Annotated in this window: 13 protein-coding genes and 1 tRNA gene; 6 read left to right on the top strand and 8 right to left on the bottom strand. The window is 60.5% G+C overall.

The window, feature by feature from the left end:
• Positions 1-31: 31 nt before the first annotated feature.
• The 4 genes from ACILSL_RS02910 to ACILSL_RS02895 form a co-directional block, all read right to left on the bottom strand.
• A complete protein-coding gene (locus ACILSL_RS02910) occupies positions 32-853 on the bottom strand; it encodes an EF-hand domain-containing protein (RefSeq protein ID WP_395730498.1) in 822 nt (273 codons plus the stop codon).
• 82 nt (positions 854-935) lie between these two features.
• Positions 936-2,264 (bottom strand): dipeptidase, encoded by a 1,329-nt coding sequence (locus ACILSL_RS02905; RefSeq protein WP_395730497.1) that lies wholly within the window; start codon positions 2,262-2,264, stop codon positions 936-938.
• 107 nt (positions 2,265-2,371) lie between these two features.
• The gene (locus tag ACILSL_RS02900) at positions 2,372-2,995 is read right to left on the bottom strand and encodes a family 16 glycoside hydrolase (RefSeq protein WP_395730496.1); all 624 of its coding nucleotides are present in this window, start codon (positions 2,993-2,995) and stop codon (positions 2,372-2,374) included.
• 18 nt (positions 2,996-3,013) lie between these two features.
• Positions 3,014-4,255: a nucleoside permease gene (locus ACILSL_RS02895; protein ID WP_395730495.1), complete on the bottom strand. Its 1,242-nt coding sequence runs from the start codon at positions 4,253-4,255 to the stop codon at positions 3,014-3,016.
• A 96-nt stretch (positions 4,256-4,351) separates the two neighbouring features.
• Here ACILSL_RS02895 and def point away from each other — a divergent pair, with 96 nt between their 5' ends.
• Positions 4,352-4,915, top strand: a complete 564-nt coding sequence (gene def / locus ACILSL_RS02890) for a peptide deformylase (protein WP_395730494.1) — start codon at positions 4,352-4,354, stop codon at positions 4,913-4,915.
• A gap of 75 nt (positions 4,916-4,990) precedes the next feature.
• Here the strand turns inward: def and dnaE are convergent, their stop codons facing one another.
• Positions 4,991-9,241 (bottom strand): DNA polymerase III subunit alpha, encoded by a 4,251-nt coding sequence (gene dnaE / locus ACILSL_RS02885; protein ID WP_395730493.1) that lies wholly within the window; start codon positions 9,239-9,241, stop codon positions 4,991-4,993.
• A gap of 6 nt (positions 9,242-9,247) precedes the next feature.
• Positions 9,248-9,700 carry a LexA family protein gene (locus ACILSL_RS02880; protein WP_395730492.1) on the bottom strand — a complete coding sequence of 151 codons (453 nt, stop codon included), beginning with the start codon at positions 9,698-9,700 and terminating at the stop codon, positions 9,248-9,250.
• A gap of 339 nt (positions 9,701-10,039) precedes the next feature.
• On the opposite strand from ACILSL_RS02880, the gene ACILSL_RS02875 reads away from it, so the two are divergent.
• Positions 10,040-10,969 carry a DUF3500 domain-containing protein gene (locus tag ACILSL_RS02875; protein ID WP_395730491.1) on the top strand — a complete coding sequence of 310 codons (930 nt, stop codon included), beginning with the start codon at positions 10,040-10,042 and terminating at the stop codon, positions 10,967-10,969.
• 14 nt (positions 10,970-10,983) lie between these two features.
• Complete coding sequence (locus ACILSL_RS02870; protein WP_395730490.1) at positions 10,984-11,340, top strand: c-type cytochrome domain-containing protein; 357 nt, start codon at positions 10,984-10,986, stop codon at positions 11,338-11,340.
• 43 nt (positions 11,341-11,383) lie between these two features.
• Here the strand turns inward: ACILSL_RS02870 and ACILSL_RS02865 are convergent, their stop codons facing one another.
• Positions 11,384-12,793, bottom strand: a complete 1,410-nt coding sequence (locus tag ACILSL_RS02865; RefSeq protein ID WP_395730489.1) for a DUF1501 domain-containing protein — start codon at positions 12,791-12,793, stop codon at positions 11,384-11,386.
• Between the two features lie 287 nt (positions 12,794-13,080).
• A tRNA-Thr gene (locus ACILSL_RS02860) sits at positions 13,081-13,155 on the bottom strand.
• A 100-nt stretch (positions 13,156-13,255) separates the two neighbouring features.
• On the opposite strand from ACILSL_RS02860, the gene ACILSL_RS02855 reads away from it, so the two are divergent.
• The 3 genes from ACILSL_RS02855 to ACILSL_RS02845 all read left to right on the top strand — a co-directional run bounded on the left by ACILSL_RS02855 (position 13,256) and on the right by ACILSL_RS02845 (position 18,827).
• Positions 13,256-14,026 carry a TrmH family RNA methyltransferase gene (locus ACILSL_RS02855; RefSeq protein ID WP_395730488.1) on the top strand — a complete coding sequence of 257 codons (771 nt, stop codon included), beginning with the start codon at positions 13,256-13,258 and terminating at the stop codon, positions 14,024-14,026.
• Positions 14,027-14,229: 203 nt separating this feature from the next.
• A complete protein-coding gene (locus ACILSL_RS02850) occupies positions 14,230-15,645 on the top strand; it encodes a dihydrolipoyl dehydrogenase family protein (RefSeq protein WP_395730487.1) in 1,416 nt (471 codons plus the stop codon).
• Positions 15,646-15,719: 74 nt separating this feature from the next.
• The gene (locus ACILSL_RS02845; RefSeq protein ID WP_395730486.1) at positions 15,720-18,827 is read left to right on the top strand and encodes a PSD1 and planctomycete cytochrome C domain-containing protein; all 3,108 of its coding nucleotides are present in this window, start codon (positions 15,720-15,722) and stop codon (positions 18,825-18,827) included.

Below are 18,827 nucleotides of genomic sequence, written 5' to 3'. Positions count from 1 at the left end.
CTCTGTGATTGGTTGAAATCAAACTCCGCGACTACGCTGGATCCTTCGGTTTGTCAGGAGCCGGAGCGGGAGCCTCAGGTGCCTTCGGCGCATCGCCTTCGGCGGGTGGACGACGGAAGCCGCCTTCACCGGGAGGAGGACCGCCAGGGCCACGACCTTCACCGGGACGATTCATGCCGGGACCACCCTGGCCACCACGGAACATCTCGCGCATTTTTTCCATGGCCTTGAGGTACTCCTCTTCGGAGACGCTGCCGTTGCCATCGGTATCCATGCGCTTGAAGTTTTCCTTCGGGTCACCAAACATGCCGCGGCCACGGCCGCCTTCACCACCCGGGCGCATGCCCTGGCCCTGACCTTGCGGCGGTCCACCGGGAGATCCTCCGGGGGGGCCACCCTCGCCGCCAGGCGGACGACGGAAACCGCCGCCCTCACCGCCGGGAGGACCACCGCCTTCGGGACGGCGCATGCCCTGGCCACCCTGTCCTTGGCCGCCACGTCCTCCGGACTGCGCCATCTTGGCGACTTCTTCTTTATCCACAAAACCATCGCTGTTGGCATCCATGTGGCCAAAGCGGTCTTCACTCCCCTTCTTGCTCATGTTGATGAACTCATCTTTGCTGATCTTGCCATCGTTGTCGGTATCAGCACTCTTGATGAATGCGGCGATGCGTTCAGAAGGATCGCCACCACCGGGACCACCTTGAGGGCCGCCAGGAGGGCGACCACCCTGGGGTCCGCCAGGAGGCGGAGCACCGTCTGGCGGAGGTCCTTTGGGTGCGTCTTGAGCGGTGGAGAGGCAGGTCAGGCTCAAGATGCTGAACCCGTAGAGAAGTGTTTTTTTGAGTTTCATGTCGTGCGTGTGTTTGGTTAGTAAAGCACGACGGCTCAAACAGACTCCTGCTGGATTGGTTGCAAAGTTTGCGGAAAAAACTTCACGCCAGTTCCGCCAGCAGCGCCTGGTTCAGTCGCACACCCGCCACGAAATTTTCGATGGGAAAGTTCTCATTCGGCGCATGGGCCTGACAGTCCGGCAGCGCCAGTCCCAGCAGCAGTGTGTCCGCATTCAGCACGTCTTTAAACGCCTGCACAATGGGAATGCTTCCACCTTCACGAATGAGCGCGGTCTTGTCGCCAAACACCTTTTTCAAAGCGCGTTGCGCAGCGGTGCCCAGCGCCGAATGCGGGTCCATCAAATAAGGCATGCCGGTATGGCCGGGCGTGATCTCCAGCCGCACCCCCTTGGGCAGATGCGCCCGCAAATGCTCTGCCGCACGCTGCAGCACAAGGTCCGGATGCTGGTCCGGCACCAGCCGGAAAGACAGCTTCACAAAGGCTTCACGCCCGATCACCGTCTTCGATCCCTCCCCCTGATAACCACCGCCGATGCCGTTCACCTCCGCCGTGGGTCGTGCCCAGCGGCGCTCACGTTCCGTGTAGCCCGGCTCGCCAAACAACGCCGGAGATCCGGTCAGCTCCAGCATCTCCGCATCACCATCCCCAAGCTCCGCCCAGGCCTTGCGCTCCCACTCGGCGATGGGACGCACCCCATCGTAAAACCCATCAATCATCACCCGCCCTTCCGCATCGTGCAGCGTCGCCGTCAGGCGTGCAGCGGCCGTGACTGGATTGGCAATCGCCCCGCCAAAAATACCGCTGTGCAGATCAATCGATGGTCCATAAATCTTGGCCTCCATGCACGCGATCCCGCGCAGCCCATACGTGAAAGTCCCCACGCCCGGAGCCACCATTCCCGTGTCCGAAATCGCCACCACATCACACTTCAGCATCTCCCGATGCTGCTCCAAAAACGGCTTCAAATTCGGACTTCCGATCTCTTCCTCACCTTCAAACAGCAGCGTCAGGTTCACCGGCAGATCCGCATGCTTCTCCAGCGTTTCCGCCACCCCCTGCATGTGCGCCATGAGCTGCCCTTTGTTGTCCGTGGCCCCCCGGCAAAAAATGCGCCCGTCCCGGATCGTCGGCTCAAACGCGGGTGACTCCCACTCCCCTAGCGGCTCCGCCGGCTGCACATCGTAATGCCCATACAGCAGCACCGTGCGGCGTCCGGCGATGTGCTTGTTCTTCGCCACCAGCACCGGATGCCCCGGCGTTTCGTGCAGATCTCCCGCCAGCCCCATTTCACGTACCTTGCTCAGCAGCCATTCCGCACAGGCACGTGTGTCGGCACGCCGGGTGGAGTCCGTGGAGACAGAGGGAAAGCGAAGGCAGGTGAGAAGGTTGTCGAGGCCGGGAGGGTTCATAAAAAAGAATGAGGAATGAATAGCGAAACTCCAAGGATGAAAGCGACATGGAGTTCGCGGTCAACGGTCAAGCACGCTCATGAGTCGAGCCTCGATCTGCCCCCCCCTCACTTCAACTTCTTCACCTCGATCTCATCCACACTCCCCTTGCCGCCATAAAGATTCAGCAGCAGCCCCGCTTTCTCTCCCTGGGTCAGCTCCGTCTTAAGCTCCAGAACCACCTGGTTATTCACCAGCACGGTGATCTTTTCGCCCTTCGACTCAAACGCCACCCGCTGCCATTCGGTGGGTTCAATGCGCGTGTTCGCAGACTTCAGAACCTTCTGATTTTCCACATCACGCACCACCACCGTCCCCTTCGGGGTCACGGCCACATTGATCTTCCGCTGCGCCCCAGGTCGATCCCCCGGAGCATAGAAACCCAAGGCAATCCAGCTGCAGGCCCAGGGCTTCACCAGCAGCTGCACTGAGACATCCGTCGCCGGCGCCTCAAACGCCCGCCAGATCACCGCCCCTTTGCCCGCCGCCTGATCCATGAGCAGCGCGCCATCAGCGATCTCAAATTTCGCCGCCTCCGCACCTTTGGCATACACCCACTTTTCATCCAGCTTCTCCGCCTTGAAGTCATCCGCGAAGACGACCTCCCCCTTCAAACGCATCGCCTTCGGTTTCTTGTCCGCCGCCTGCAGCGTGGCAGCCAGGGCGAAACAAAGAAGCGCGATGCGTTTCATGAGGGCTTCAAAAGGTGATCAATGCTTCACTTCCACATCGCAAGACAGTTCTTTCGGCGGCCAGAAGGCGGCAAGCAGAAGCAGTGTTGCAGCCAGAGCCAGGCCAGTTGGCCAAAGAAACAACTCACGATATTTGACGGTGCCATCCGCAGCAGTCAGGCTGCCCTGAAGAGGGATAAATATCCATTTGGCCGCCAGATCTCCAAGCCCCAGCACCAGCAGGTTAAATAGTCCCTGCGCACTTGCTCGCACATCCTTGGGAAAGGCGGCATCAATAAAGATGTAAAGCGTGGCAAAGAAGAAAGCATAGCAGATGCCATGGAGGACTTGCACGGCGATGATCATCACCTGGCTCTCCGGCATGAAGGCAAAAATGCCAAATCGCGCCGCGTGTCCCAAGATGCCCAAGGTCATGGTGGTCTTCCATCCAAGCCGTGCCAACACAGCCCCCAAAACCGCCATGGTCAAAATTTCTGCAATCTGCCCGATGCTCATCACAGGCATGATCCACTCCGGCTTGATACCCACCATCTTGCTGCCCAAAAACCCGCCAGCCATCAAAAAGTAGCCGTTGTGGATGGTTGAGTCGATGAAGGTGACAATGAACAGCACCAGCAGATACGGCTTGCCGAGAAACTTGAAGGCACTGAGCCAGGCCAGTTTGCTTTCACCCACGGCCGCTGGTTTTGGCGGAGTATGCGGCAGGCTCAGACTGAAGAAGGCCAGCACCAGCGATGAGACACCGGAAACGAGAAAGATGTTCCGGCTGGCGCTCACTGCTTCAATGCCTGACTTGCCCTGCAAGATGAAATACAACGGCCACGCAGCGAGAATCCAGCCGACAGTCCCACCCATGCGAACCAGACCAAACTCCTTCTGCGCATTTTTCAGATGGGTGAAAGCCAGCGAATTCGCCACCGAAATCGTCGGCACATAGAAAAGCGAATGCAGCAGCATCAGGCCAAAAAAGGTCGGAAAATCCTTCACCCAGTACATTGCCAGGATCGCAAGACCACCGACCAAGTGGCTAAACGACATAAACTTTTCAGCAGCAAAACTACGATCTGCGAACTGGTTGCTGAAAAAGATTCCAATGACGGAAGCGATGGCAAACGCAGTCCCCACCAGTGCCACCTGCGTATCAGTAAAGTTGAGACCGTCCTTTCCCATGTAGCCCCAAATAAGCGGCAGCCATGCTCCCCAAATGAAAAATTCGAGGATCATCATGACAAACAGCTTCTTGGCGGCGGGTGACTTCATAAGTGGCCGCGAGGCTAGGGAGACCGCCACATCTTGGCAAGGACAAAACCACTCCCGGCTTGAGCCGGTGAAAACCCGGTGATATTAAAGAGGGATATGGTCCGTAAAATCGTCCGCTATCCAGAACCCGTGCTCCGTGCCAAATGCCGCCCCGTGACTGAAGTCACGCCCGAAATCCGCGCCCTGGCCGCCGACATGCTGGAAACGATGCGCGAGGCCAATGGCGTCGGCCTCGCCGCCCCGCAGGTCGCCGTGGATGTGCAGCTCGCCGTCATCGACGTCTCCCACAACCCCGACTGCATCACCTTCATGAAGATCAACGGCGAGAAAGTCGAAATGCCCCAGCACATGCCTATTGTGCTCATGAATCCCCAGCTCGATCTCGGCAGTGCCAAGGAGATCGGCGAAGAGGGCTGCCTCAGCTTCCCCCGCCTCCGGGGCGACATCCGCCGCTCCAGCCAGATCAAAGTCTCCTACACCGACCTCGACGGCAAAACCGTCACCGTGGAAACCGACGGCCTGCTCGCCCGCGCCTTCCAGCACGAGATCGACCACCTCAACGGCATCCTCTTCATCGACCGCCTGAATGCCGTCGCCAAAGTCAGCATCAAGCGCAAACTCGCCCGCCTCATGCAGGAGTGGGAAGAGGACGACGAATAAGAGTCAGGGGAGGGCGCCTGCGTCAGGATCAAACCCGCCCGGTGCGATGGGACGCCCTCCGCAGCCCCCCTTTTTTCAGCGCAGCCTCGCCTTTTCCACCCGCCGCACCTCCAGCGTCAACCCCTGCCCGCTCTCAAACGGCTTCACCTCCGCCGTGATCTGCACCACAGGATAGCGCGCGGTATTAAGACCGTAGGCACGATAGGCGGCGGCGAAAATCTCACACTCGACGATGCCTGTGCGGTCGCAGATCGAGATGAACTTCATCGGTTGCCCGTTCTGCTGCACATGCGAGCGCGTAACGACGATCAGACCACAGACCGTGACACGCTGATTCGGGTAGCGGTGCAGTTCAGCAATGGGGCAATACGTACGCCAGTCCACCTCAGGAAAGCGATCCAGCGGATGGCCGCTGATCGTGTAGCCAAACAGCTCGGCTTCATCGTGAAGCTTCTGCAGCAGCGTCGGCTCCTCGCGGCAGGTAGCGCGCAAAACCGCCGGCTCACTGTTTCGAAACAACCAGTCCGCACCGGCGGCACTGTCGCTGGCCGCGTGCAGGCAATGCCAGAACTGCCCCGTACGCGTGTCCCCCAGCCGGTCAAAAGCTCCGGCTCGGATGAGATTTAAAATCTCGGCGCCCGCAGGCCGCACCCGCTGGCAAAAATCCCTCACGCTCACAAAGGGAGAACGCCCAAGCTCAATGCGCCAGCGCTCCAGCATGGCCGCGCTGAGGTCTTTGATGCACCGCAGCGGCACGCGGATGGCCTTGCCCACGGACGGCGCAGGAGTACCGTGCTCGACACTCACCGGCTCAACCCCAAACGACTCACTCAGCACATTCACACACGGCGAAAGGAATCCAATGCCAAGCCGGCGGCACTCCAGGGTGTAAACCAGCGCTGAGTAGAATCCTTTCCCATTCGTCAGCACGGCCGCCATGAACTCGGCAGCGTGATAATATTTGGCGTAGGCTCCTTGATACGCCTCGACCGCATAGGCGGTGCTATGCGCACGGCAGAAGGCATACCCCTCGAACCTCGCCAAAAGCTCCCAGACCTTGCCGATGGTCCCCTCCTCCCGCGCCAGCGCCCGCGCTGCAGCGATGAATTCCACCCGAATTTCTGCTATCTTGGCCGCGTCCTGCTTCACCAGCGCACGGCGCAGCACGTCCGCCCGGCCCGGTGCCAGCCCCGCAAAGGCCTCGCAAATCTGCAAAACGTGCTCTTCATAGGCGATCACGCCGAAAGTGGATCTCAGCACCGGGGCCAGGCTTTCGTGGAGGTAATCCACCTTTTCCAGCCCCTGTGCCCGTCGCGCAAACTGAGCTTTTTTGAGGCCATTGGCCGCACCAGGGCGAATCACGGACACGATGGCCACCAGTCGGTCGATGTCCCGCACATCGGCCATGCAGGAAAGGCCGATCATGGCGGGACTCTCGATGTGATGCACGCCCCGCGCATTGCCGCTGGCGATCATCTGCCAAATGCCCGGATCACTCCACGGCTCCACTTCCACCTCCCGGGGCGGCTCCTCCGAGCCACCCGCCGCACCGACTTCCAGCGCCAAAAGATCCAAAGCCTGATCCTGAGATCGGAGCGTGATCTGAGTGTCTCTGAGCACCGCCAGTCCCCCCTGCGCCAAAATATCCAGCTTGATCAGCCCCACGGCCTCCACCGCATCCATATCAAAGTGCGTGGTCGGCCACCCCTTGCCACTGATGAAGGTGGGCGTTAGATCCCGAATCGGATCGCGGGACAGCACCACCCCGCAGGGGTGCATTTTTGCATACCGGGGCAGTCCATCCATCATTCCGGCCATGAGCAGGGCGGTGCGTATTGGCTCCTCCTGCCAGGCCGAAGGATCACACTCACGCGAAAGCGCCACCGCATCCGCCGCATGCCGCGCATCGGTCCATGGCATGTGCTCGGTCAGCCGCCGGATCTCGTTCTCGGCCACTCCCAGCACCTTGGCCACATCCCCAAAAGCGGAGCGAGCCTGGAAAGTATTGAACCCTCCAACGATGGCCGCATGCTCAGATCCGTAACGATTCAGCAGTAACTTCACCACATCATCTTTGCGGTCATGCGCAAAGTCGATGTCAATATCCGGCAGCTTTTGCAGCGCCATGCGGTCGCGGTTCAAGAAGCGTTTGAAGTAAAGATCGAACCGAACCGGACAAACATTACTAACGCCCAAAGCGTAACATACTAACGAGTCCGCCGCACTGCCTCGTGTGATCCAGCCGATGCCGAGTTGTTCACACTCCTGCAGCAACTGCCAGACCATGAGGAAGTACTCTTCGTACCCCACCTCGGCAATAATCGAAAGCTCTTCCATCAGCTGCGCTTCATGCTGCCTCCACCGCTTCCCATACCGCCGCCTCAGTCCCTCATGCGCCAGCCGGTGCAGCATTGCCGCAGGTGTGCTCCCATCCGCTGGTAAATAACGTGGAAATCGTAACGTTTTAAAGTCGAATTCAAATTCACATTCTGCGTGAATAGTCTCGATAATCTTCATCTCATCAGTAGAAATGATACTCGATAACACGCTATAATCGTGAAAAGAATAATCCCCTTTCCTTTTGTCCGGATGCGCTTCGTGCAAAAGCGTTAACGTCTTCACGCTTTGCAGGACATCGAAGAATACTCGGTCCTTTTTGCTTCGATAACGTATTGATTTAAACGTTACATAATTCTCAACTTCCGGCACAACAATCAAACCTTCCTCATGATCATGCATTTGCCCTGATGTAACGACACCAACGCCACTAAATGAGAGTAGCCGACAGAGGTTCTGGTAGCCTCGCTGGTTCTTCACATAGGCCAGCAGCGGCTTCTGGTCACAGCGTAATTCCGCCCCAATGATGGGCTTGATACCCTTCGTCTTGGCTGCTTGGAAAAAGGGCACCGCAGCATGCAGGTTCGGGTCGGTGATAGCCATGGCAGGCATGCCCCTCTCAACAGCAGCATCGATCATCGCCGGGATGGTGAGCGTGGAATCCAAGAAGCTGTAGCAGCTTTTCACATTCAATGCAGGCACTCCGAAATGTAACGATTTATTAGTTATTATTTGAACACCTACACCCGGCCGTTCTTTCAATGTCCGACTCGACGCCTGTGGCGTTACATCAGAGACAAGCTGCGCCTTGGGCAATGTCTGCCGGGGCGCATGCCTGTGGTTTGACAGCCACAGGTCATGCCCCCGCATGATGCTGCGGTTTTCATGCCGCAGCGCATCCACCACCCCCGCGATTTTCTGTAACTTCTCTCTCGTAACATCAAACTGCTCCAGCGGCAGCAGCGCATGTCCTCCAGTCTCATACACTTTGGTAAAGCGCAGCCCCACCAGCCTCACACTCACACGCCGCTCCCAGGCCCGCTTCAGCAGGCCCGTGATCAGCGGATAGACATCGTGCTCCAGATCTGTCGGCTCATCCAGACTGGTCGAGCGCGTCACCTCATCCATATCATTGTAACGCAATCGCAGTAACACCGTCCGAATACTTTTCCCATCCTGCCGCACCCGCCGCATCAGCGTGTCCGCCATGGCTCGCAGACGTGCGATGATGAAAGCCTGGTCCGTGGTGTCTTGACTGAAGGTGTCCTGCTCACCGTAGCTCTTCGCTTCCGGGGCATCGCAGACCACGGGGCGGGTGTCGAGCCCCATGGCATACTCATGCAGAACCGGCGCCCCCTGCCCCACCAGCAGCGACAACTCGTCCACCGGCGTTCGGGCAATGTGCTCGATCTGGCGCAGTCCGGCAGTGTTCAGCCTGGCGGTCAGCTGCGGCCCGACCGTGGGCAGCCACCGGTTTTCCAGCGGCCACAGAAATCCCTGCTCACTTCCTCTTTCCACCTCAATGAAGCAATGCGGTTTCCTCAGCTTGCTGGCGATCTGGGACACCAGCTTGTTCGCGCCCACCCCGACCGAAACCGACAGCTTCAGGCTCTGGGCGATGGCTTTCTGAATCGTCGCAGCAGCCTCCCCCGCCCGGGTACGCTTGGCTCCGTAGAGATCCAGGTAGCACTCATCGATCGACGCCTGCTCGACCAACGGCGAAAAGTCATACGCATACGAAAACATCAGCCGCGAGAAGCGCTCATACTTCTCAAAATCGCAGGGCAGCACGATCAGGCTCGGGCACAGCTTTCGTGCCCTTGCCGTCGGCATGGGCGTGTAGATCCCCAGCTTGCGCGCCTCATAGCTGGCTGAGGCGATGATGCCCCGCCGCTCCCCACCCACCGCCACCGGCCGCCCGCGCAGCTTGACGTCCGCAGCCTGCTCCACCGAGGCGAAAAACGCATCCGCATCAAAATGAAGAATCATGGCACATCACCTTTCCGACAGCCGCAGCAGCGCGATCTGCACCCCCTGGATCACCAGTTCCCGAGCCGGAATGAGGTCAGGGTATTTCGGATTTGAGGCCCGCAGATACGGCACGCCTCCCTGTACAATGAAGCGCTTCAGCGTCGTCTCCCCGTCGATCAGCGCCGCCACGATGTCCCCATGCTTCGCCTCACGAAACTCCATGATGACAATGTCCCCCTCCAAAATGGCCGCATTGCGCATGGAATCCCCCCTCACCTTCAGCGCAAAAGTCCGCGCATTCTTCGGCAGCCGCAGAGTGGAGGGGTCGATCTCGATGCACCCATCCACCCGCCCGTCCTGAATCTCCGGCCTGCCCGCGATGATGCTGCCAAGAAACGGCACCTGATGCCGGATCCAAGAACGGCCTTCGGACAACCAAAGGAGATTCAAAGCGCGAGTTTGGCAGGGATTGATCATGCCTACCTGATACTGTTCTTTGGAACAGTATCAACTACAAGCTATCGGACCTGCTGAATTCCAGCTCTTTACGAACCAGCTTCACGCGGATCGAAACCCGGAGGGTGTACTCGTTCCCGCAATCCTCCCCTCGCTACGCAAGCGATCTTCCTCCCTGTCACCAGCAAGATGCCCAAAGCCCAGGCTGTATAAGATCCCGCCATGAATCCCAACCCAACGCCGTCCTCTCCTGATTTGAATCCACCGGTCTGCCCAGAGTGTGCCGGGCACGACAGCTCTTCCCCGCACCGAGGACGTCGTGACTTCATCAGGGTGCTTTCCGGCAGTGCCCTTGGAGTCATGGGAGCCTCCTCATTGAACTCCGGCTTCGCCGCCCCGGCAGACACTCCGCGCACTGCCAAGCCCGCTGAAGAACTCATCCGCGAACTCTTTGCCACCCTGACCGCCGAGCAGAAAACAGCCATGGTGCGCCCTTGGGACCATGGCGCAGAGGCAGGCGGCATCCCCACACGCCTCAAGACCCACAACGCCGCGCCCTTGGGCAAAAAACTCAGCGAGCAGTTCACCGCACCGCAGCAGGATCTCATCAAGCAGACTTTCAAATCCATCCTCTCCGGCGACGAGGCCTACGACCGCATCAGCCGCCATGGCAAGTGGGACAGCAGCGGCTCCTTTGAAGGCAACGGCATCGCCATCTTCGGCGATCCTTCCGGCAAGGATCCCTTCTCCTGGGTCTTTGCCGGCCACCACCTCACCCTGCGCTGCGATGGCAATTCCCAGCCCAACACCGCCTTCGGTGGCCCCATGTACTACGGCCATTCCGCCAACGGCCACAGCGACATGAACGTTTACAACGACCAGACCCGGGAAGTCATGAGCGTCTTCGACATGCTCAGCGAGCCCCAGCGCAAGCAGGCCGTCATCGTCGGCTCCCCCGGAGACGGCGTCGGCGCGCTCAAGCCCAAGCTGGTCGAAAAACCCGCCACCGGCGTCGGCTACGGCGATCTCGAGGAATCCCAGCGCAAACTGGTCGCCGATGTGATGCGCAAGCTCCTCAACCCCTTCCGCCAGGAAGACGGCGACGAAGTGATGCAGCTCATCAAAACCAACGGTGGCATGGAAAAACTGCGCCTCGCCTTCTACAAGGACAACGCGGAAAAAGGCAACGACCGCTGGGACGCCTGGCGCATCGAAGGCCCCGGCTTTGTCTGGAACTACCGCGTCCTCCCGCACGTCCACTGCTTCGTGAACGTCGTCGGTCAGGCCTGAGATCCACTGCGGTGATGCGCGCCCTCCTTCCCCTTCTCTTCAGCGGGCTGCTCCTCGGCAGCCTTGCTGGAGCGGCGGACCCCGCCACGCCTGATTTCAAAAAGGACGTGCTGCCCGTCTTTGAAGAGAAGTGCATCCACTGCCACGGCGCGAAACGCAAAGGGGGCAAGCTCGACATGCGCACAATGGAAGCCATGCTCGAAGGCGGCGACACCGGCCCCGCCTTCAAACCCGGCAACGCCAAAAAAAGCCTCCTCATCGAGCTGATCCACTACAAGGAGATGCCGCCCAAAAAGAAGGGCGCCCACATCACTCCTCAAGAACTCGAAATGCTGCGCCACTGGATCAATTCCATGTCAGGCAGCCCTTGATCCATGGGACTCAAGTGCAGGATGCCGCCGTGCCTGCACCACACTATCCAAACAGCCCCATGACGGGCTTGCCGGTGGAGAAAGGCGGACGAGAGAGGCCGGTGTTCATGGTGAGATCGTTCAAGGGCACCCCCAAGGCATGAAGCACGGTGGCGTGGAGATCCTGGACGGTGACGGGATCGCTCACCGGAGCGGAGGCTGTCTTGTCGGATTCGCCGTAAATCGCGCCGCCGCGAATGCCGCAACCGGCGACGATGGCGGAGAAGCACTTGGGCCAGTGCTGGCGCCCCGGAGGCCCCTGCGTCAGGATGATGGGTGTGCGTCCGAATTCGCCCACGGCAACGACCAGCGTGTCTTCCAGCAGGCCGCGCTGCTTGAGATCGGTGAGGAGCGCGGAGAGCGCCTGATCAAGGCGCGGCAGGCAGAAGTTCATGCCATAGGAGCCCCCGCCGAAGGCGTTGCCCATGCCCATGTTGCCACCATGCATGTCCCAGCTGGAGCTGGGCGGGCCGCCACCTTTTTCATCCGGCGCGGCACCGACCCAGCCATTGACGGTGATGAAGCGGACCCCGGCCTCGACCATGCGCCGGGCGAGCAGGAGATTCTGGCCGAGCGGGTGCATGCCATAGCGTTCGCGCACGGCCAGCGGCTCGCTCTTCAAATCAAACGCCTGCCGGCCTTCCGGGCGGGTCATGGAGTCGTAGGCTTTCTCGCGGAGTTCGTTCCAGTCCTTGCCCTGCGGATTGTCCGCTAGGAGCTTGGATTCCAGATCGGCCAGCAGCTTGCGCCGTTCCCACAGGCGCGCGGGATCGCCCATGTCATAGATCTCCGGCGGCTTGAAATTGGGCATCGCGGGATGGTTGCTCTCGGAGCCGACGAACACCGGCGCGTGCGCAGAGCCCAGGTAGCCGCCGGAGCCGATATTCGGCGCGCAGAAGACCGGCTGCCCCACGCATTTGATGAGCCAGGCGTTGGAGACGAGGTTCTCCTCACTCGGCAGATGCTTGGCCACCACGGAGCCGAGATAGGGCAGGCCGTCGGGCTCGCCCTGCTTCACACGCTCGATCAACTGCCCGCTGAGCAGGTTGTGCATCGCATCGAAGTGGTTGTTGATCGGCCCCGGGTGCGTCATCGAGCGGATGAGGCAAAACTGATCGGTCACCTTCGCCAGCATCGGGTGCAGTTCGCTCAAGTGCATGCCCGGCACCTTGGTGCGGATGGGTTTATATGGGCCGCGGATCTCGGACGGTGCGTCCGGTTTTAGATCCCAGGTGTCGAGCTGGCTCGGGCCGCCGCAGAGCAGCAGAAAGATGCAGCGCTTCTTCGAAGCCACTGCTTTGCCTGAAGCGTCCAGCTTGTCCTTCCCGACGACCAGTCCCGGGATAGCGAGGTTCAGGGCGCCGATGCCACCGGCTTGAAGAAACCGGCGGCGCGAGGTCGGGAGGAGGTTCATAAACAGTGGCTGTTCGTGACAAATGGAATGCAGCCGCAGGCCACATTGCCCCGTGCAGACCCCGGGACTGGAGAATTACGGCACCACTCGCCGAGATTTCTCATCACCGGCATGAAAGGCCTAAGATGAGAGAATTCGTCGGTCTCTGGCAGTCATTGCTGCTGGAAAGTGGCACATTCGCCGCATTCTGACCTGGAATGCCGGGACTTTTGCCCGTTTGAGAGAGGGCGTTTGGCTCCTCCTTGCCCACCAAACCATTGACACCAGATGTTTTGGAAATTTTCAAATGGAGCCAGCAGTCGGGGTCGAACCGACGACCTGCGGTTTACAAAACCGCTGCTCTACCACTGAGCTATGCAGGCACATTCGTGAGGGGCTGTGATAATAAACGCCCACGTTCATTCGGCAAATGGATTTACAACAGGATTAGACGAGAGATGGTCAGCCCCGCCCATCCTCCGCATGCTCATCACCAGCTCCTCCAACGAACGCATCAAACACGCCCGCAGAGTCCGCGAAGGCCGTGAGCGCGACCTGATCTTCGTCGAAGGTGAACGCCTCGTGGCCGAGTGCGTTTCATCCGGCCTCAACCTCCACGCGTGCTTCACCGCCGCAGCGCCTTCGGCCTCCCAGCTCGCCTTGCTGGAGCGCCTTTCCTGCCCCGTCTTCCAGCTTTCAGAATCTGTCCTCGAATCGCTGAGCGACACCACCTCCACCCAGGGCATCATCGTCATTGCAGAGCGCCCCTGGCCCACGCTGGATGCCCTCTTTGCCAGCCCCGCCCCCCTCATCCTCGGCCTCGACCGCATCCAAGACCCCGGCAATCTCGGCACGCTTGTGCGCACCGCCGAATCCGCCGGTGTCAGCGGCCTGTTCTCCTTCGCCGGCTCGGCGGACGCCTTCTCTCCCAAGACCCTCCGCAGTTCCATGGGCTCCGCCTTCCGCCTGCCCATTCTGCCGGATGTCTCCGGCCTCGGCACCATCGAGACCTGCCGCAGCCGTGGTATCAAAACAGTCGTCGCCACCGGCGAAGCCGACCTACTGCATTACGACTACGACTGGAGCCAGCCCACGCTCCTCATCCTCGGCAACGAAGGCCGTGGCGCGAGCCCCGAAATCATGGCCGCCTGCGACGCCCGCGTCCGCATCCCCCTGCACTCCCCCGTCGAATCCCTCAACGTCGCCGCCGCCGGTGCCGCCATCTTGTTTGAGGCGGTGAGGCAACGAAGGTAGCCTTCCAGAATTCGTAGTTCGGCCTCAGCCGGTTCTGAAGCAAACCACGTCAAAGCAGAGCAACACAACAGTCATGCTTCATGGGGCATCTTCGTTTTGTCCCCACGAAACTGTCGCGTTAACGAGCGTATTCGCCGCTTCATCATTCGTAAACGTACCAAGTCCCCAGCTTGCACATCACCTCCCCCCCTGCACTTCTCCTCATGTCAGAACACTCTTTCGATTTCATCGTCATCGGCGGCGGCAGCGGCGGCTACGCAGCGGCCCGCACCGCCCACAGCGCCGGCCTCCGTGTTGCCGTCATCGACGGCGCAGAGGAACTCGGCGGCCTATGCATCCTGCGCGGCTGCATGCCCAGCAAGACGCTCATCGAATCCGCCAACCGCCAGCTTCACATCCGCCACGCGGAGGAGTTCGGTCTGAAGGCCACGTCTCACGGCGTGAATGTCCGCACCATCCGCGATCGCAAGCGCACCCTCATCGCCGACTTCGCCGGGTATCGGCAAGGCCAGCTCGAAGACGGGCGCTTCACTCTCTATCGCGGCCACGCCCGCTTCATCGACGCCCACACCGTGGAAGTCCTCCCGCGCGATGGCTCCGCCTCCTTCCAAGCCACCGCCCGCAGCTTCTGCATCGCCACGGGTTCTGAAGTCATGGTGCCAAACGTCCCCGGCCTTGCCGAAACCGGCTTCTGGACCAGCGATGACGTACTCGATGCCGACACACTTCCCAAAACCATCGCCGTCCTCGGTGGCGGTGCCATCGCCCTCGAAATGGCGCACTACCTCGAAGCCATGGGCTGCGGCGTCACGCTCATCCAGCGCAACACCCAACTCCTCACCGGCCTCGATCGCGAATGCAGCGATGTGATTGCCAAAGCTTACACCGAGCGCGGCATGAAGGTCCACCTCGGCACCCACCTCAGCGCCGTCTCCACCCACGAAGGCCGCAAGCGCATCTCGTTCACCGAGTCCGGCCACACGCACGCCATCCTCGTCGATGAAATCCTCCTTGCCATGGGCCGCGTGCCCGCCACGAAGAGCCTCGCGCTGGATGCCGCCAAAGTCGCCCTGCACAAATCCAAGGTCATCGTCAACGACCGCCTGCAGACCTCCCAGCCGAACATCTTCGCCGCTGGCGATGTGTGCAGCCCGCTCGATGTCGTGCACATCGCCATCCAGCAGGGCGAGATCGCCGCACGCAATGCCGCGAAGCTCATCCAAGGCAAAACCGCCGATGAAGCCATCGACTACCGGCTCACGCTCTTCGGCGTGTTTTCGCACCCGCAGGTCGCCGTGGTCGGTGCCACCACCGAGAAACTCAAGGGGAAAAAGATCCCCTTCCTCGAAGCCTGCTATCCCTTCAACGACCACGGCAAATCCATGGTCATGGGCGAAACCGCCGGCTTCGTGAAGATGCTCGCCCACAAAGAAACCGGCGAGATCCTCGGTGCCTGCGTCGTCGGCCCCGAAGCCACCGAGTTGATCCATGAAGTCGTCATCGCCATGAACTTCAAATCCACCGTGCAGCAGTTCATGGCCATCCCGCACTACCACCCGACGCTGAGTGAAATCTGGACATATCCGGCGGAGGAGATCGCGGACCAGATGGCGGGCTGAGCAGAATTGGGCATAACAAACCCACTAAAAGGCATGGCCCCACGGACGTTAGCATCAACACTATCGTCCAACCCATGTGCCGCGCTCTTCTCTTCCTCCTGGCCCTCCCTGCATTGCACGCGGCGGATTCCGCCAAACTGAAATACAACCGTGATGTGCGGCCCATCCTCAATGAGAAGTGCTTTCATTGCCACGGCACGGATGCCGGCCATCGCAAAGGCGACCTCCGCCTTGATCTGCGCGACTCCGCCATCAAGCCCGCCAAGTCTGGCGACATCGCCCTCGTCCCCGGCAAGCCCGAGCTGAGCCAGCTCATCGCACGCGTCGAATTGCCGCACGACGATGACGACGTGATGCCACCCGACAAAGACGGCAAGCCTCTCACCGCCGAGGAGAAAGCCATCCTCCGCCAATGGATTAGCGAAGGCGCCGAGTATCAGGGCCACTGGGCCTTCCTCAAACCCGAGCGCGCACCTGAGCCAAAAATCACGGATCCCACGTTCACCATTCGCAATCCCATTGATTCCTTCATCGCCGCGCGCCTGCAGGAAGAAAAGCTCCACACCTCACCCGAGGCAGATCCCGCCACACTGCTGCGCCGAGTCACACTCGATCTCACCGGCCTGCCACCCACCCCCGAAGAGATCGCCGCGTTTGAAAAAGACACATCTCCGCAGGCCTATGAAAAGGTGGTGGATCGCCTGCTCAAATCCGAGCACTACGGCGAGCGCATGGCCATGCAGTGGCTCGACTTCGCACGCTTCGCCGACAGCCACGGCTTCCAGACGGACAGCAGCCGCTCCATGTGGCCCTGGCGCGACTGGGTCATCAAGGCCTTCAACGACAACAAGCCTTTCGACCAGTTCACTCTCGAACAAATCGGCGGCGATCTGCTGCCCAATGCCACGCGTGATCAAATCGTCGCCACCGGCTTCAATCGCAATCACCGCCTCAATGGCGAAGGCGGCATCATCGCGGAGGAATGGCGCATCGAAAACATCATCGACCGCGTGGAAACGACCAGCTTCACCTGGCTTGGCCTCACGCTGAACTGCTGCCGTTGTCACGACCACAAGTATGATCCCTTCTCGCAAAAGGACTTCTATTCCTTCTTCGCCTTCTTCAACAACATCACCGAGAGCGGCACCATTCAGGGCAGCTCAAACCGCAGCGGCGGCAATTCCGATCCTGTCATCTCCGTGCCGGACGCCGAGGAGGAAAAGCAGCTCGCCCTGCTTCGCAAAAAGATCGAGACCGCCCAGTCCAAAGTCACCGAGACCCAGCTCCAGCTTCCCAACCTCGTGGCCAGCTGGGAGGCTGACATGGAAAACCCCGACACCGCGAAGAAGCCGATGTGGGAAGTTCTGCCCATCACAGAAGCCAGGTCTCAGGGCGGTGCATCCTTGCGAAAGCTGGAGGATGCCTCCTGGATCGCGGGAGGGCGTAATCCCAACTCCGACACCTACACCATCACCGCGCCGCTCGCCGAGGGCAGCTTCACCGGCGTGCTGCTGGAGGCGCTGCCAGACCCTGCGCTGCCCAATCAAAGCCTGGGCCGCGCCTCCAACGGCAACTTCGTGCTCACCGGCATCGAGGGCGAAATCAGCGCGCCCAGTTTGAAGCAGCCGGTGAAAATCACCTTTGCCCGCGCTGAAGCGGACTACTCGCAAAAAGGCTACGATGTGAAGCTGCTGCTCGACAATAATCCCAAGAATGGCTGGGCCATCGACGGCAACGACCCCAAGAAACGCGTGGAGCGCAATGCCATGTTCATCGTGGACAAAGCCGTGCACGTTCCCGCCGGTGCAACGCTGACCGTCCGCATGCTGCATCAGTCCACTTTTGCCGGACACAATGTGGGGCGCTTCCGCCTTTCCACCACCGATGCAGAGCCCGCGCTCGCCAGCCTCGACGGCACCGGCGGCCCACCTGCCGCCGTGCTGGCCGTGATGAAGATACCCACTGAAAACCGCACGCCCCAGCAGCGCAGCGAACTGGAGAAATACTTCCGCGCCAGTGTGGACAGCCCCCTGCGTGATGCCGACTACGCACTCGCCGCAGCCAAGGCGGAGCTGGAGAAATACGAGCGCACCGTCCCCTCCGTGATGGTCATGAAAGAAGGCCCCGTGCGCGATGCCTTCGTCCTCAAACGCGGCGAGTATGACAAGCCCGGCGACAAGGTCAGCATGGTCACCCCCGCCGTGCTTCCTCCCATGCCGAAGAATGCGCCAGGCAATCGCCTCGGCCTCGCGCAGTGGATCGTCTCGCCTGAAAATCCTCTGACCGCCCGCGTGTGGGTAAATCGCGCGTGGGAAAAATTCTTCGGCTACGGCTTGTCCAAATCCACCGAGAATCTCGGCACGCAGTCGGAGTATCCTGTGCATCCGGAGCTGCTCGACTGGCTCGCCACCGAGTTCATCCGCTGCGGCTGGGACATGAAGGCCATGCAGAAGCTCATCGTCATGAGCGCCACCTATCGGCAGTCTTCCAAGCTCACGCCCGCGCTGCTCGAAAAAGATCCTGAGAACCGACTCCTCGCACGTGGCCCGCGCTTTCGCCTTCCCGGCGAGGTCGTGCGTGATCAGGCACTCGCCGTCGCCGGATTGCTGGTGCCCAAAATCGGCGGCCCCAGCGTGAAGCCCTACATGCCCGATGGTGTGTGGGATGATACCAGCAAATATGGCGACCTGCGCGGCTACAAGGCGGATACCGGCGAAGGCCTGTACCGCCGCAGCTTCTACACCATCTGGAAACGCACCGCCGCACCGCCCACCATGCTGCTCTTTGATGCGCCCACGCGCGAAATCTGCACGGTGAAACGCAGCCGCACCAACACCCCGCTGCAGGCGCTCTCATTGCTCAATGAAGTCACCTTCGTCGAAGCCGCACGCGGCCTCGCGCAGCAGATGATGCAGCACGGCGGCGCCACGCCGGAGCAGCGTATCGCCTACGGCTACCAGCGCGCCACCTCCCGCAACATCGAGCCTGCCGCGCTCAAGCAGCTCGTGGCCGGTGTGCAGAAACGCATCACGGAATTCCAGGCGAAGCCCGCCGAAGCCACCGCCCTCATCACCCAGGGCGCCACCAAGGCCGACGCCTCTCTCAATCCCACCGAACTCGCCGCTTATACCACCACGGCATCCGTGCTTCTCAACCTCGACCGCGTCATCACCCGTGACTGA

It is taken from the genome of Prosthecobacter sp., from assembly GCF_044222345.1.
GTDB lineage: Bacteria > Verrucomicrobiota > Verrucomicrobiia > Verrucomicrobiales > Verrucomicrobiaceae > Prosthecobacter.
The sequence above is the reverse complement of the archived record's forward strand: the minus strand, read 5'-3'. Positions and strand labels throughout refer to the sequence as shown.

What these genes read in the sequence shown, in the direction of transcription:
- ACILSL_RS02910 (WP_395730498.1), bottom strand. Translation starts at nt 853, where the DNA reads ATGAAACTCAAAAAAACACTTCTCTACGGGTTCAGCATCTTGAGCCTG.
- ACILSL_RS02905 (WP_395730497.1), bottom strand. Translation starts at nt 2,264, where the DNA reads ATGAACCCTCCCGGCCTCGACAACCTTCTCACCTGCCTTCGCTTTCCC.
- ACILSL_RS02900 (WP_395730496.1), bottom strand. Translation starts at nt 2,995, where the DNA reads ATGAAACGCATCGCGCTTCTTTGTTTCGCCCTGGCTGCCACGCTGCAG.
- ACILSL_RS02895 (WP_395730495.1), bottom strand. Translation starts at nt 4,255, where the DNA reads ATGAAGTCACCCGCCGCCAAGAAGCTGTTTGTCATGATGATCCTCGAA.
- def (WP_395730494.1), top strand. Translation starts at nt 4,352, where the DNA reads ATGGTCCGTAAAATCGTCCGCTATCCAGAACCCGTGCTCCGTGCCAAA.
- dnaE (WP_395730493.1), bottom strand. Translation starts at nt 9,241, where the DNA reads ATGATTCTTCATTTTGATGCGGATGCGTTTTTCGCCTCGGTGGAGCAG.
- ACILSL_RS02880 (WP_395730492.1), bottom strand. Translation starts at nt 9,700, where the DNA reads ATGATCAATCCCTGCCAAACTCGCGCTTTGAATCTCCTTTGGTTGTCC.
- ACILSL_RS02875 (WP_395730491.1), top strand. Translation starts at nt 10,040, where the DNA reads ATGGGAGCCTCCTCATTGAACTCCGGCTTCGCCGCCCCGGCAGACACT.
- ACILSL_RS02870 (WP_395730490.1), top strand. Translation starts at nt 10,984, where the DNA reads ATGCGCGCCCTCCTTCCCCTTCTCTTCAGCGGGCTGCTCCTCGGCAGC.
- ACILSL_RS02865 (WP_395730489.1), bottom strand. Translation starts at nt 12,793, where the DNA reads ATGAACCTCCTCCCGACCTCGCGCCGCCGGTTTCTTCAAGCCGGTGGC.
- ACILSL_RS02855 (WP_395730488.1), top strand. Translation starts at nt 13,256, where the DNA reads ATGCTCATCACCAGCTCCTCCAACGAACGCATCAAACACGCCCGCAGA.
- ACILSL_RS02850 (WP_395730487.1), top strand. Translation starts at nt 14,230, where the DNA reads ATGTCAGAACACTCTTTCGATTTCATCGTCATCGGCGGCGGCAGCGGC.
- ACILSL_RS02845 (WP_395730486.1), top strand. Translation starts at nt 15,720, where the DNA reads ATGTGCCGCGCTCTTCTCTTCCTCCTGGCCCTCCCTGCATTGCACGCG.